Origin of the sequence: Rhodoplanes roseus, from assembly GCF_003258865.1 — a bacterium.
Classification (GTDB): domain Bacteria; phylum Pseudomonadota; class Alphaproteobacteria; order Rhizobiales; family Xanthobacteraceae; genus Rhodoplanes; species Rhodoplanes roseus.
Window position 1 is genome coordinate 1 of record NZ_NPEX01000156.1, and the last position, 13,711, is coordinate 13,711.

The window sequence follows — 13,711 nt, forward strand, 5'->3', positions numbered from 1 at the left end:
GTCCTCCACGCTCGGCGGCAGAAGACAGGACTGCGCCCGGCTCGCGCCGGTCTTGAACGGGCGATTCGTCATGCCACCAATCCTACATCAGCTGCAGCCGCCGATTCTTGCCCAGTCTCTTCGCTCAATCCAGGCTACGAAGAGGCCGGGCTACGCTTGCTCAATCCAGGCTACGAGGAAGCCGGGCTACGCTTGCTACGAGGAAGCCGGGCTACGCTTGCTTGCTAGTTTTGAGGTCGAAGGAAGCCTCTTCTCTCCATTTCGCTGCGACGCTTGTTTTGGCTCCCAAACACCTCTCGAAGTCTTTCTCTGTGCCGTCGTGGATCAACTTGCTCTAAAAGTTCAAGCTCGTGGTTTATTGTATAGTCGAGATACGGAACTTTGAGTCTGGTCATGACAAAATACAATAGGCATACAAATCCAAGTGATATTATATAGACAAAAATGACAGTGCTCCAGATTCCAAATTGAGCATTTGATACAAGATAATAATAAAGTATCTTGATATTCAAGAATATAGTTGCGACCAAGGTTACGGATAACATCGCCAGAATTGTGATTGCTGAAGATTTCATAATCAGCCGTGTCAAAACTGGTTGGATGATGTGAGGCAGGTTCGCTGGTTGATAGCGACCTTGAATTTCGTGTGGGAAAAATCTGAATCTGCAAACCTCGCGAAGTTCTTGCGGTTCAACTTTGGTGAGTGCCGATTTGATGGCTGAATCTAGCAAATACGTGTTTCCTTGAAGGATTATGGTGTATGACGCAATGAGGTTGGTAGTGAGAAGAAGAAGTTCGGCGAGGCCGGGAGTGTATTTTAATGAAAGTCCAGAGATGTTCAGGTCGATGTTTATGGAAAAATAATTAGTTATAATGAATGCGTATATGAGGCCCGACACTATCAATTGTTTTTTGATTTTTGCATTCGTCTCGTCTCGCGCTTTTGCCATATCCTCAATGAACTTAATGTCGATTAAGCTCGCTGTTTCCGGTTGGCAAAGCTCAAAATCCAACGAGAGGACTTCTCCCGGGGATAGCCATCTAATAGGGACAATTTTCCGCCAATCGCGGTATTGCTGCCAATAGAAATTGGTCAAGGCGATTGGCCGGAGTATGACGAATTTCGTTCTTTCTAGGGTGCGCGTGAGTCGTGAGATTTTCGGCATAAGGGTCAAGGAGTTCTGCTACGCTAGGTATTGCAATGGACTGCGCGCCACTCGGTGTCTACCCTTTCGTTTTGCGCGGATCGTTCCCGTAGCTATCGCTGTCTTGGATCTTGCCGTCGCGTCCGTGCTCGACAAGTTCGGTCTCGTTGGCCCGAGCGAGTGCACGACCACGGTCCATCGCCTCGCTCTTACGATCGAAATGCCCACTTGAACGTTCAGCGCCTTCACGCATGACGTCCCACCCGCCGCGATCACTGTTCGGAACCACATGGTAACGCTTTGTCATGGGGATCTCCGAGATATGGGTGCGCGCAGTTCATCATATGTTCCCTTCAAGTCAAGGGCGGCGCAATGCGCCGCCCACAACTTTTCGTCAGCTCACGAGCACCCCGTCGTGCTGCCGCACGTGTTGCACTTCATGCACGTCCCGTTGCGGACGAGGGTGAAGTTGCCGCATTCGCCGCAGGCTTCGCCTTCGTAGCCTTGGGCCTTGGCTTCGGCGCGCTTTTCGGCGGCGTGGGCCTTTGCGTCGGAGCGGGCCGCGGGGGCGGGCTCGTGCCAGGGCAGGTCCTCGAGGGCCTGGCCGGGGCGCAGCACCGGGTCGGCCTTCAGGGCCGCCGCCGTGCCGCCGGCGCCGCGCGCGAAAGGCGCGACGTTCGACGGCGCGTGCGCGCCGGCCTGGGCGGTGGGCGGCGCGGCCGCGGCGCGGCTGTCCGGATGGGTGCCGGCCGGGGCAGGGCGGGGCTCGCCATGCGCGGTGCGGTGCTCGCCGGTCGGGGCGCCGCCGCCCTGCATCACGACCAGCTTGTCGGTGCGCGAGCGGGTGAGGCCCTTCGAAACGTATTTGGCGGCCGAGGAGCCCTCCGGCATCTTGCCCTCGGCGACGCCCTTGCCGAGCGCGTCGAAGCCGCCCGTGGTCGACGGGTCGACATGGGCGAGGTCGAAGCGCGACATGTAGGAGACGGCGAGCTCGCGGAACACGTAGTCGAGGATCGAGGTCGCGTACTTGATCGAGTCGTTGCCCTGCACCGGGCCGGACGGCTCGAAGCGCGTGAACGTGAAGGCGTCGACATACTCCTCCAGCGGCACGCCGTATTGCAGGCCGAGCGACACCGCGATGGCGAAGTTGTTGAGGAGCGAGCGGAGCGCGGCGCCCTCCTTGTGCATGTCGATGAAGATCTCGCCGAGCCGGCCGTCGTCGTACTCGCCGGTGCGCAGATACACCTTGTGGCCGCCGACCACGGCCTTCTGGGTGTAGCCCTTGCGCCGGTCCGGCATCTTGTCGCGCTCGCGCATCACCACGATGCGCTCGACCACCTTCTCGACGATCTTCTCGGAGAGCGCCGTGGCGCGGGCCGCCATCGGCTTCTCCAGGAAGGCGTCGATGTCGTGATCCTCCTCGTCGTCCTCGTCGGCGACGAGCTGGGCGGACAGCGGCTGCGACAGCTTGGAGCCGTCGCGGTAGAGCGCGTTCGCCTTCAGGCCGAGCTTCCAGGACAGCATGTAGGCCGCCTTGCAGTCCTCGACCGTCGCCTCGTTCGGCATGTTGATGGTCTTGGAGATGGCGCCCGAGATGAACGGCTGCGCCGCCGCCATCATGCGGATGTGGCTCTCCACCGAGAGGAAGCGCTTGCCGTTGCGGCCGCACGCATTGGCGCAGTCGAACACCGGATAGTGCTCGGGCTTGAGGTGCGGCGCGCCCTCGACCGTCATGGCGCCGCAGACGAACACGTTGGCGGCGTCGATCTCGCGGCGGGTGAAGCCGAGCGCCGCCAGCATGTCGAAGCTCGGCTTGGCGAGATCCTCGGCCGGCAGGCCGAGCGTCTCGGTGCAGAAGGCCTCGCCCAGCGTCCACTTGTTGAAGGCGAACTTGATGTCGAAGGCGGTCGGCAGCGCCTTCTCGATCTTCTCGAGGATCTCGGGCGTGAAGCCCTTGGTCTTGAGGTTGACGTGGTTGATGCCGGGCGCCTCGGCGAGCGTGCCGCGGCCGACCGCATAGGCCTCGATGTCGGCGATCTGCTGATCGTTGTAGCCGAGCACGCGCAGCGCCTCGGGCACGGCGCGGTTGATGATCTTGAAGTAGCCGCCGCCGGCCAGCTTCTTGAACTTCACCAGGGCGAAGTCGGGCTCGATGCCGGTGGTGTCGCAATCCATCACCAGGCCGATCGTGCCGGTCGGCGCGATCACGGTGGCCTGGGCGTTGCGGAAGCCGTGCTCGGTGCCGAGCGACAGAGCGCGGTCCCAGGCGACCTTGGCGCGCTCGACGAGGTGCGCGTCCGGGCAGGCGTGGTGGTCGAGCCGCATCGGCAGGGTGGCGAGCTTCTCGTAGGCGTGCTTCTCGCCGTGCGCGGCGCGGCGATGGTTGCGCACCACCCGCAGCATGTGCTCGCGGTTCTTCTTGTAGCCCGGGAAGGCGCCGAGGATCGCCGCCATCTCGGCCGAGGTGGCGTAGGAGACGCCGGTCATGATCGCCGAGAGGGCGCCGCACAGGGCGCGGCCGGCGTCGGAGTCGTAGGGGATGCCGGACGACATCAGGAGGCCGCCGAGATTGGCGTAGCCGAGGCCGAGGGTGCGGTACTCGTAGGAGAGCTGGGCGATCTCCTTGGAGGGGAACTGCGCCATCAGCACGGAGATCTCGAGCACCACGGTCCACAGCCGCACGACGTGCTCGTAGCCGGCCACGTCGAACGCGAAGGCGTCGCCCACCTCACCCTTCTCCCGGAAGGTCAGCAGGTTCAGCGAGGCGAGATTGCACGCCGTGTCGTCCAGGAACATGTATTCCGAGCACGGATTGGAGGCCCGGATCGGCCCGGAGGCCGGGCAGGTGTGCCAGTCGTTGATCGAGGTGTGGAACTGCAGGCCGGGATCCGCCGAGGCCCAGGCCGCCGCCGCGATCTTCTCCCACAGGTCGGAGGCCTTGACGGTCTTGGCGATCTTGCCCGGCTTGGTGCGCCAGGTCAGGTCCCAGTCGCGGTCGGACTCGACGGCCTTGAGGAACTCGTCCGTCACCCGCACGGTGTTGTTGGAGTTCTGGCCCGAGACGGTGAGATAGGCCTCGCTGTCCCAGTCGGTGTCGTAGATCGGGAACTCGATGTCCTTGTAGCCCTGGCGCGCCAGCTGGATCACCCGCTTGATCACGTTGTCGGGCACGTGGTTGCGCCGCGCCGCCTTGATCTCGCGCTTGAGCACCGGGTTCTTCTCGGGCGTGAAGCAGTCGTCGCCGGAGCCCTGGCAGTTGACGCAGGCCTTCATCACGGCGCGCAGGTGCCGCTGGGCGATGCGCGAGCCGGTGACCATGCTGGCCACCTTCTGCTCCTCCAGCACCTTCCAGTCGATATAGGTCTCGATGTCCGGGTGGTCGACGTCGACGATCACCATCTTGGCGGCGCGGCGCGTGGTGCCGCCCGACTTGATGGCGCCGGCGGCGCGGTCGCCGATCTTGAGGAAGCTCATCAGGCCCGACGACTTGCCGCCGCCGGAGAGCCTTTCACCAGCGCCGCGCAGGCGCGAGAAATTGGTGCCGGTGCCGGAGCCGTACTTGAACAGCCGCGCCTCGCGCACCCACAGATCCATGATGCCGCCCTCGTTGACGAGGTCGTCCTGGATCGACTGGATGAAGCAGGCGTGCGGCTGCGGGTGCTCGTAGGCCGACTTGGAGCGGTGCAGCTTGCCGGTCTTGAAGTCGACGTAGTGGTGGCCCTGGCTCGGGCCGTCGATGCCGTAGGCCCAGTGCAGGCCGGTGTTGAACCACTGCGGCGAGTTCGGCGCCACCATCTGCATGGCCAGCATGTAGCGCAGCTCGTCGAAGAACGCCTGCGCGTCGGCCTCGGCGTCGAAATAGCCGCCCTTCCAGCCCCAATAGGTCCAGGTGCCGGCCAGCCGGTCGAACACCTGCCGGGCCGAGCTCTCGCCGACAAAGCGCTCCTTCTCGGGCAGGGTGGCGAGCGCCGCCTCGTCGGGCGCCGAGCGCCACAGCCAGGACGGGACCGTCTCCTCCTCGACCTTCTTCAGGCGCGCCGCGACGCCGGCCTTGCGGAAGTACTTCTGGGCCAGCACGTCGGAGGCGACCTGCGACCACGCGGTCGGCACCTCGACGGCGTCGGCGCGGAACACCACCGAGCCGTCCGGATTGCGGATCTCGCTCGTCGTCAGGCGGAACGGAATGTCCGCATAGGGTGACTGTCCGTCCTTGGTGTAGCGCCGCTCGATCCGCATCTCAGTCCCCTTGCCTCGCTTCCGGCCGACGCCCTCCCGGACGTCGCGTCGATCATCCCACCGTCGCGGACCTGATGGCCCGCGACTTACTCTCGGCTTCGTGCTCTGACGCCCGATACTCGCCGGTGATCCGCGCGCGGTCCGGTCTCGTGGGTCACGTCGGCCGGCCGGGTCCCCTTTTCAGGGTGAGGCACAGGCACGACAGAGGGTGTCCACAAAGGCCACGTGGCCCTTGGGGAGGTCTGTCGCAAGCCTCAGGGATCCGTCCGGCGAGGACGTGGTACCAGCCGCGCCGCAGGGGCCAAACGCTAGGCCGACTCCGCCGAGGCAGTCAAGCAATAGCGTGAGAGTCTGAATCATCCCCTAAATGTGGTGGGCGAGGGGAAGAATTGCGGGGATATTTTTAACGCCTCGGCAACCCTCTGGAATCCGGTCCGGATTCTGTAAAGGCCCGGACGGACCCGGATGCACCCGGGTCGTAGCATACCGGCGCACGGTGTCACGCGGTCGTCACAGAGCAGCAGAATCCGCTGTGGACGTCGTCCTCGGATCCGGGCCGAAAACGGTAATCAAGTAGCTGTTCAGGCCGCGCCGGTGCCACGCGACCGCGGCGGCCGGCGGCGTTTGCGACAGGACCGAGTCGGCGCCGTCGACTCGGTCGCCGACCCGGTCGCCGACCCGGCCGCCGCCCAGGTGCAGCCGGGCCGCGTTCGGGTTTCCGAACGCCGAATCCCGCGCCCATCCGGGTTTCCGAATGGACCCCGTGAGCCGCGACGAAAAACCCAGGCGGCACCGTCGGCTCGGCCCGCCGGAGTCCGGCACGTTACATGCGTGGCGAGTGTCGCGTCGAAGGACCAACCAGAGTCCCCCGTAAGGCTGTCTCTTTCTCCGCAAGGAATGCCCGACAGCGCGGGGCCGAGAATGCATCGCCATCCGGCGACCTTCCTCAGACGAACGGGTGCCGTCGTCGGCTCGCCCGTCCGCCGCCGTCGTCCCGCTTTCACGGTTTCCAGAATCCGCCTCTGCCGAGCCGTCTCCGGCGCTCACCGCGCCGCCGACGACCGTGTCGAACCGCGTGTCGCCGGCGCGTCCGCGCTGCCGCCATGCGCTCCGCTCGACCGCCCGTGCCTCGCCCGTCCGCAGCCGGCGTCCATCGCCGGCCCGGACGCGACGATGCCTGGACGGCTCACCGCTCGGCTCGACGACATCCCCACACGCAGGAGGGTCAGTTGATACTCGGAATGTCTGTTCCAGCCTTCGTCTCGCTGCTCGGCATCGTCATCGTGGTCGGCATTTCGATGTACAACGAGGAGCTCAATGTCGGGATCGTGGCGATCGCCTTCGCCATCCTGATCGGCGCGGTCTTCGCCGGCATCCCGGCCACCAAGGTCATGCAATCGTGGCCGATCGACCTGTTCATGATCCTCAGCGGCGTCACCTTCCTGTTCGGGATCGCGACGACGAACGGAACCATGGACAAGGTGACGGCGAACGCCATACGGCTGGCCGGCGGCAACACGGCGATGATCCCGTTCATCGTGTTCGCGCTGATCACCATCATCACCACGATCGGCCCCGGCAACATCGCCACCGTCACCCTGATGGCGCCGGTCGCGATGGCGATCGCTGGGCGGATCAAGCTGTCCGCCTTCCTGATGACCCTCCTGGTGGTGGGCGCGGCCAACGGCGCGGCGTTCTCGCCGATCTCCCCGACCGGCATCATCTCGCAGTTCTTCGTGACCAAGATGGCCCCGGAGATGGCGTCGATCGGCAAGCCGCTGGGCGACCTCGACGTGATGGCCTGGCGCGTCTATCTCGACTGTGAGATCGCCCAGATGATCGGCAACATGGGCGGCTTCTTCCTGCTCGGCGGGGCCGCCTGGATGCTGCAGCAGAAGCACTCCACGCTGAGCATCGACGAGGTCGCGGCCAAGCCCGAGCCGTTCACCCGCCATCAGTGGATGACGGTCGGCGCCGTGGTGGCACTCGTGCTCCTGGTCATCCTGCCCGGGCTGTCGATCATGAAGCCGATCTTCACGCCGGCCGTGATGAACGTGCTCGGCAACGGCAAGGCTCCGAACGTCGGCGCGCTCGCCTTCATGCTGGCGACCGCTCTGCTGATCCTCAACGCCGGCGACAGCAAGACGGTGGTGAAGTCGATGCCGTGGTCGGTGATCATCATGGTCGGCGGCATGGGCATCCTGATCGAGATCATGGACAAGGCCGGCGGTCTCGGCGCCCTGGTCGACATCATCGCGACCGTCTCGGGCCCGGTCACGGTCACCGGCGTGCTCGGCTTCGTCACCGGCATCATCTCGGCCTATTCGAGCTCGTCGGGCGTCGTCATGCCGATGTTCCTGCCGTTGGTCCCCGGGCTGGTCAAATCCGTGGGCGGCGATCCCGTCTCGATGATCGCCTCGATCAATGTCGGCTCGCACATGGTCGACACCTCGCCGCTGTCGCTGTTCGGTGCCGTCTGCCTGGCCTGCGCCGCGGCCAACGAGGACAAGGGCAAGCTGTTCCGCAAGCTGCTCATCTGGGGCTTCTCGATGTCGCTGGTCGGCGCGGCGCTCTGCTACGTGTTCTTCGGGCTGCTCGGCCTGTGATCGGCCCGTGACCGTCGGCCGCGCCACCAGGCCGGCCGGCGGGCGGAGAGGGAAGGGCGGCTGCGGGGGCGTCGCGAGACGCGCCCGCAGCGTCGTCGCGTCCGTCGTTCACGGGATCGTATCACCACGCAGTGTTAGCCGGTCTTGGCTCCTGTAGAATGGAGGGTGAAGCACAGCGGCCGATCGTGGACGCAGGCCGGATCGGCCGGCGTCGACTGTCGCTTAGTGCGGTCGCATCGGGCTGCGGGGATGGACGCTCCTCCCCGCACGGGTACATGCATGACCTTCATGCCGTTCGCTGGGGTCGAGATGGCGAGGCGGGGCGCCCTCCTGTCGGCGCGCGCCTTCCGCACCGCGCCTCGGAGCACCCTGCGGCGCTGGCTGGCCGTGGCGTTGAGTCTCGTCTTGGCCACGGCGGCCACGGCCTACGTCGTCTACGATCAGGAGCTCGACGGTTCGATCCGCAAGCTGCGCGGCAGTGCCGACCACCGGCTCGATCTCTACGCCGCCAGCCTCGAGCGCGAGATCGAGAAATACGCGACGTTCCCTTATGTCATGGGCCTGCAATCCGACGTGATCGCCCGCTTGCGCGACCCGTCCGATGCCGCGCTGGTGCCCCGGGTCAACGTCTATCTCGAGACGTTGAATCGTCGGATCGGCACGTCGGTCGTCTATGTCCTCGACCGCAGGGGCCGGGTCGTCGCCTCATCCAACTGGAACGAGCCGGACAGCTTCGTCGGTCTCGACCTGTCGTACCGGCCGTATTTCCGCAACACCGCGATCGACCGGGTGGAGCGCTTCTACGGCATCGGCACCAGCGGCAACAAGCCGGGCCACTACCTCGCCACCGCGCTCCACGACAACGGCGTGATCGTCGGCACCGGCGTGGTCAAGATCGACCTCGAGCAGCTCGAGCGGTCGTGGTCGTCGGCCGAGTCGCCGGCGATCCTGACCGACGAGCACGGGGTCATCAGCCTGTCCTCGGTGCCGGGGTGGAAATACGGAACGCTGCAGCCGCTCGACGCGGCCGCTCGCCAGGACATCGCCGAGGCGCAGCAGTACAACGATCGCACCCTCGCGCCGATCGGCATGCGGGTGGTGCGCGACCTCGATCACGCCGCCCGGATCGTCAGCCTTCCCGGTCGGGCGGGCCGGGACGGCCGCGTGTTCTCGATCAGCGGCCTGTTCCTCGCCCAGGCCCGGATGCTGACCGGGGTGCCCTGGCGACTGACCGTCTTCTCGGATCTGGAGGAGGCGGTCGACCTGGCCCGCACCCGCGCCGTGCTGGCCGGCCTCGGCGTGCTCCTGCTCGGAGGCGCGTCGGTGATGCTGGTCCAGCGGCAGCGCCACCTGCGGGAGATCGTCGCCGCCCGGGCCGCGCTGCAGCGCGCCCACGACGAGCTGGAGCACAAGATCGCCGACCGCACCTCCGAGCTGACCGCCGCCAATGCTCGCCTCGTCGGCGAGGTCGAGGAGCGCCGCCGCGCCGAGCGGGCGCTGCGCGATGCCCAGACCGCGATGGTTCAGGCCGGCAAGCTGGCGGCGATCGGCCAGTTCTCCACCGGCATCGTGCACGAGCTGAACCGGCCGCTGGCGGCGATCGCCGCGCTGTCGGGCAACGCCGTCAAGTTCATCGAGCGCGGCGACGTCGCCACGGCCAGCGGCAATCTGGAGCGCATCCGCCCGCTGGTCGAACGCATGGCGAGGCTGACCGGCGAGCTGAAGGGTTTCGCCCGCAAGTCGTCGGGTGGGTCGGGGCCGGTCCGGGTCCGCAAGTCGTTCGACAACGCGCTGTTCCTGCTCCACCACCGGGTCGCCTACGGTCGCGTCGAGGTGGTCGAGGACATCGACCCCGACCTCGTCGTCCGCTGCGATCAGAACCGGCTGGACCAGGTGCTGGTCAACCTCATCGGCAATGCGCTCGATGCGATGGAGGGACGGGAGGGGAGCCGGCTCGACCTCGTCGCCGCCGCCACGCCCGACGGCTTCGCCCGGCTGGACGTCCGCGACAACGGCCCGGGCCTGTCGGAGGACTGGCCGCAGCACGCCTTCGAGCCGTTCTACACCACCAAGGCGCCGGGCACCGGCCTGGGTCTCGGCCTGGCGATCTCGGTCGGCATCGTCCGCGACTTCGGCGGCGAGCTCACCGCCGCCGGGCGAGCATCGGGGGGCGCCGCCTTCGGCCTGACCATCCCGTTGGCGACCGACCCCGCATGAGCCACACCGGACTGAAAGTGCTGGTGGTCGACGACGACCCGGACATGCTGCTCGGCTGCGAGCAGGCGCTCCAGCTCGACGGGCGCCTCACCGTGGGCGCGACCTCGGTCGACAAGGCCCTGAAGCTGATCCGCAGCGACCTGCCCGGCGTGATCGTCAGCGACATCCGCCTGCCGGACCGCGACGGTCTCTCGCTGCTCGCCGAGGTCCAGACCATCGATCCCGACCTGCCCGTGATCCTGATCACGGGACACGGCGACGTGGCGCTGGCGGTCCGGGTCATGAAGTCCGGCGCCTACGACTTCGTCGAGAAGCCGTTCCTGCCGGAGTTCCTCGTCGACGTCGTCCGCCGCGGGCTGGAGAAGCGGGCCCTCACGCTCGAGGTGCGGGCGCTCCGCCACCAACTCCGCGACCAGAAGCGGCTGGAGGAGCGGATCATCGGGCACTCCGTCGGGATCGAGCGGGTGCGGCGCCTGATCTCGGAGATCGCCGACACCCAGGCCCCGGTGATGATCCACGGCGAGACCGGCACCGGCAAGGAGCTGGTCGCCCACTGCCTGCACGAGGCGAGCGGACGCCGCGGCCGGTTCGTCGCGATCAACTGCGGCGGCCTGCCCGAGAGCCTGGTGGAGAGCGAGCTGTTCGGCCACGAGCCCGGCTCGTTCACCGGGGCCACCAAGCGCCGCATCGGAAAGATCGAGTACGCCAATGGCGGCACGCTGTTCCTCGACGAGATCGACAGCATGCCGGTGAGCGTCCAGATCAGGCTGTTGCGGGTGCTGCAGGAGCGAACCCTGGAACGCCTGGGCTCGAACGTCTCGGTGCCGGTCGACTGCCGGATCGTCGCCGCGACCAAGGAGGATCTGGTGAAGATGGGGGAGGCCGGCCGGTTCCGCCCCGATCTCTATTACCGGATCAACGTCGTCACGGTGAAGCTGCCGCCGCTGCGCGAACGGCTCAACGACGTGCGGCTGCTGCTGGAGCACTTCGTCCAGTCGAGCTGCGCCACCCACGGCCGGCCGACCCCGGAGATCCACCCCTCCAAGATCCAGCAGCTCATGGCCCATTCCTGGCCCGGCAACGTGCGCGAGCTGCGCAACGTCGCCGACCGGTTCGTGCTCGGCATCGAGATGGCGTTCCCGCCCTTCGCCACGACCGATGCGACGCTGCCGTCGCTGCCGGAGGCCGTGGAGGCGTTCGAGCGTGCCATGATCTCCGACGCGCTGCGCAAGCACGGGATGAACCTGTCGCAGACCGCCGCCACGCTCCGCATCCCCAAGACCACCCTGCACGACAAGATGCGCAAGTACGGGCTCGGCGGGGAGTGAGGGCAGGGGCGATCGACTACGCCACTCCGTCCGCCAGGCGGGCCGCGGTCGCGTCCTCCGGGGTCTTTTCGGCGATCTCGGCGCGGACATGCGGCAGGCCTTCGGGGTGCACCTCGCGCAGGAAGGCGATCAGCTTCTCGCGCACCTCGCAGCGCAGGTCGAAGGCCTCGCCGGCGGTGCGGGCGCTCACCAGGGCGCGCAGCTCGATGGTGCGGTCGGTGGCATCGGTCACCTGCAGGCCGGCGACCCGACGGTCCCACAGCGGCGACGCCTCGACGATCTCGCGGAGCTTCGCCCGCACCCGATCGACCGGCACGGCATAGTCGGCATGGATCATCACAGCGCCGAAGATGTCCGGGTTCTCGCGGGTCCAATTCTGGAACGGCTTCTCGATGAAGTAGGTCAAAGGGACGATCAGGCGGCGCAGATCCCAGATCCGGACGACGACGTAAGTGGATGTGATCTCTTCGATTTCGCCCCATTCGTTTTCGACGATCACGGCGTCGCCGAGGCGGATCGGCTGGGTCATGGCGAGCTGGACGCCGGCGATCAGGTTGGAGAACAGCGGCCGCGCCGCGAGGCCGACGACGAGGCCGGCGGCGCCCGCCGAGGCGAACAGGCTGACGCCGTACTGCCGCACCGTCTCGAAGTTCATCAGCGCCGCCGCGGCCGTCACCACCACCACCAGGGTGGCGGCGGTGCGCTTGAGGATGCGGACCTGGGTCAGGTGCTTGCGGGCCAGGACGTTGTTCGGCATCTCGACCCGGTAGCCGCGCATGTAGAAGGCGGCGCCGAGATCGACCGCGATCAGGGCGATCCAGCCGAGCAGCATCACGAAGACGACGCCGAGGAGCCGCACCGCCACGTCGGCGAGCCGCGAGTCGAACGGCATCGCCGGCAGCAGCACGGCGATCACGACGATCACCAGGGCGAGTCGGCTCGGGCCGTAGCTGCGAGCGAGCAGGGTCTGGACGAAGGGTCGGCGGCGGAGAGCGCGGCGCAGCAGCGCCGCCACCACGGCGTGGAGCGCCAGGACCACGGCGACCGCGAGGGCCAGCGCCGCGATGCCGACGACGCTGCCCGGAATCGTCGAAAGAAGCTCGAGACCCTGCGCCAAGATGTTGTCGAAGAATGCCAATTCGGCCTCCCTGTCACCGCGGCCGGTGGCCGACATGTCCGCTGCAGTGCAGCATTCGGGGTCAACCGGACGGTCCAAGGTCGGTTCCGGCGGCTGTCGCGGCAGCAGGGCAGGCCGGCGATCGGCGTCGGCGGACCAGGCCTTCTGGACTTCCCGCGGCCCGGGTGGCATGAACGCCGAAACCTCCGGCGCGCAGGTGGACGATGGACGCCAAGACCTTCCTGATCCGCTTCTTCACGTGGTGGAACGGCCAGACCTTCGGCACGCAGCTGTGGACGGCGCGCCACGGCGAGCTGGTCGGTCAGGACGACCAGGGCAACCAGTATTACCGCGAGAAGGGCGGCCGGATCAGCCCGGCGCTCGGCTTCGAGCGCCGCTGGGTGATCTACGCCGGCGAGGCCGAGGCCTCCCGCATCCCGCCCGAGTGGCACGGCTGGATTCATCACATCGTCGACGTTCCGCCCAGCCAGGTGACGGTGACGCCGCGCGAGTGGTGGAAGCCGCACAAGGCGAATCTCACCGGCACCCCCGGCGCCTATCGGCCGCCGGGATCGACGCTCGCGCAGAATCGCCGGCCGGCCGCGACGGGCGACTACAAGGCCTGGACGCCGGGCCGCTGAGCCGCCCCGCCGATCTCCGTGCGGACGGCCGCGCGGGGGCGGAAAATCGTGGCGCTACGACGCTTTCGCTGTGTTCCTTTCCCTTTCGATGCCGCAATCCGCGTGTTAAGTGCGCGGCCTGCGCGGTCGCGGCCGTGCGTTCCGCCTTCGCTTCGGATGTCGAGCCCGCCATGTCCCGATTGTCGCGCGCGCCGCTGGTGCTTCTCGGTCTCCTGCTGACGACCGCGCCCGCGCCCGCGCAGTTCGGCAGCATCTTCGGCAACGATCCGCCGCCGCGGCCGCCCTCCTCGGTGCCGACGCGGCGCGAGCCGCTGCCGCCGCCCGGCTCGCTGCAGCAGGTGACGCCGCTGCCCGAGGACGACGCGGTGCCGGGCGAGCCGATGCCGTTGCCGCCGCCGCCGCCGGCGACCGCCATCCGGCC

General features: G+C 66.9%; 8 protein-coding genes and 1 pseudogene. 5 read left to right on the top strand and 4 right to left on the bottom strand.

Annotated features, from left to right (window positions below):
• Nucleotides 1–224: 224 nt before the first annotated feature.
• The 3 genes from CH341_RS33790 to CH341_RS19755 form a co-directional block, all read right to left on the bottom strand.
• On the bottom strand, nucleotides 225–1,097 hold the full coding sequence (locus CH341_RS33790; protein WP_146604550.1) for a hypothetical protein: 873 nt from the start codon (nucleotides 1,095–1,097) through the stop codon (nucleotides 225–227).
• Between the two features lie 127 nt (nucleotides 1,098–1,224).
• The gene (locus CH341_RS19750; protein WP_111420701.1) at nucleotides 1,225–1,452 is read right to left on the bottom strand and encodes a DUF2188 domain-containing protein; all 228 of its coding nucleotides are present in this window, start codon (nucleotides 1,450–1,452) and stop codon (nucleotides 1,225–1,227) included.
• A gap of 92 nt (nucleotides 1,453–1,544) precedes the next feature.
• On the bottom strand, nucleotides 1,545–5,381 hold the full coding sequence (locus tag CH341_RS19755; RefSeq protein ID WP_111420702.1) for a vitamin B12-dependent ribonucleotide reductase: 3,837 nt from the start codon (nucleotides 5,379–5,381) through the stop codon (nucleotides 1,545–1,547).
• A gap of 1,241 nt (nucleotides 5,382–6,622) precedes the next feature.
• Between CH341_RS19755 and CH341_RS19760 the strand changes: the two genes are divergently transcribed.
• The 3 genes from CH341_RS19760 to CH341_RS19770 all read left to right on the top strand — a co-directional run bounded on the left by CH341_RS19760 (nucleotide 6,623) and on the right by CH341_RS19770 (nucleotide 11,532).
• The gene (locus CH341_RS19760; protein ID WP_111420703.1) at nucleotides 6,623–7,987 is read left to right on the top strand and encodes an SLC13 family permease; all 1,365 of its coding nucleotides are present in this window, start codon (nucleotides 6,623–6,625) and stop codon (nucleotides 7,985–7,987) included.
• A 279-nt stretch (nucleotides 7,988–8,266) separates the two neighbouring features.
• The gene (locus CH341_RS19765) at nucleotides 8,267–10,204 is read left to right on the top strand and encodes a sensor histidine kinase (protein ID WP_210208462.1); all 1,938 of its coding nucleotides are present in this window, start codon (nucleotides 8,267–8,269) and stop codon (nucleotides 10,202–10,204) included.
• Nucleotides 10,201–11,532 (top strand): sigma-54-dependent transcriptional regulator, encoded by a 1,332-nt coding sequence (locus tag CH341_RS19770; protein ID WP_111420704.1) that lies wholly within the window; start codon nucleotides 10,201–10,203, stop codon nucleotides 11,530–11,532. Before CH341_RS19765 ends, CH341_RS19770 begins: the two co-directional genes overlap by 4 nt.
• Before the next feature lie 16 nt (nucleotides 11,533–11,548).
• Here CH341_RS19770 and CH341_RS19775 read toward each other — a convergent pair whose 3' ends face one another.
• Nucleotides 11,549–12,670 carry a mechanosensitive ion channel family protein gene (locus tag CH341_RS19775; protein WP_245431151.1) on the bottom strand — a complete coding sequence of 374 codons (1,122 nt, stop codon included), beginning with the start codon at nucleotides 12,668–12,670 and terminating at the stop codon, nucleotides 11,549–11,551.
• Between the two features lie 203 nt (nucleotides 12,671–12,873).
• Between CH341_RS19775 and CH341_RS19780 the strand changes: the two genes are divergently transcribed.
• Both CH341_RS19780 and CH341_RS19785 read left to right on the top strand, forming a co-directional pair.
• A complete protein-coding gene (locus CH341_RS19780; protein ID WP_111420706.1) occupies nucleotides 12,874–13,290 on the top strand; it encodes an NADH:ubiquinone oxidoreductase subunit NDUFA12 in 417 nt (138 codons plus the stop codon).
• A gap of 170 nt (nucleotides 13,291–13,460) precedes the next feature.
• Nucleotides 13,461–13,711: pseudogene (locus CH341_RS19785) on the top strand (DUF2155 domain-containing protein); the annotation flags it as partial.

Excerpts from the sequence above, each read along its gene's own strand:
- CH341_RS19750 (WP_111420701.1), bottom strand. The coding sequence starts at position 1,452 with ATGACAAAGCGTTACCATGTGGTTCCGAACAGTGATCGCGGCGGGTGG.
- CH341_RS19770 (WP_111420704.1), top strand. The coding sequence starts at position 10,201 with ATGAGCCACACCGGACTGAAAGTGCTGGTGGTCGACGACGACCCGGAC.
- CH341_RS19765 (WP_210208462.1), top strand. The coding sequence starts at position 8,267 with ATGACCTTCATGCCGTTCGCTGGGGTCGAGATGGCGAGGCGGGGCGCC.
- CH341_RS19755 (WP_111420702.1), bottom strand. The coding sequence starts at position 5,381 with ATGCGGATCGAGCGGCGCTACACCAAGGACGGACAGTCACCCTATGCG.
- CH341_RS19760 (WP_111420703.1), top strand. The coding sequence starts at position 6,623 with ATGTCTGTTCCAGCCTTCGTCTCGCTGCTCGGCATCGTCATCGTGGTC.
- CH341_RS19780 (WP_111420706.1), top strand. The coding sequence starts at position 12,874 with ATGGACGCCAAGACCTTCCTGATCCGCTTCTTCACGTGGTGGAACGGC.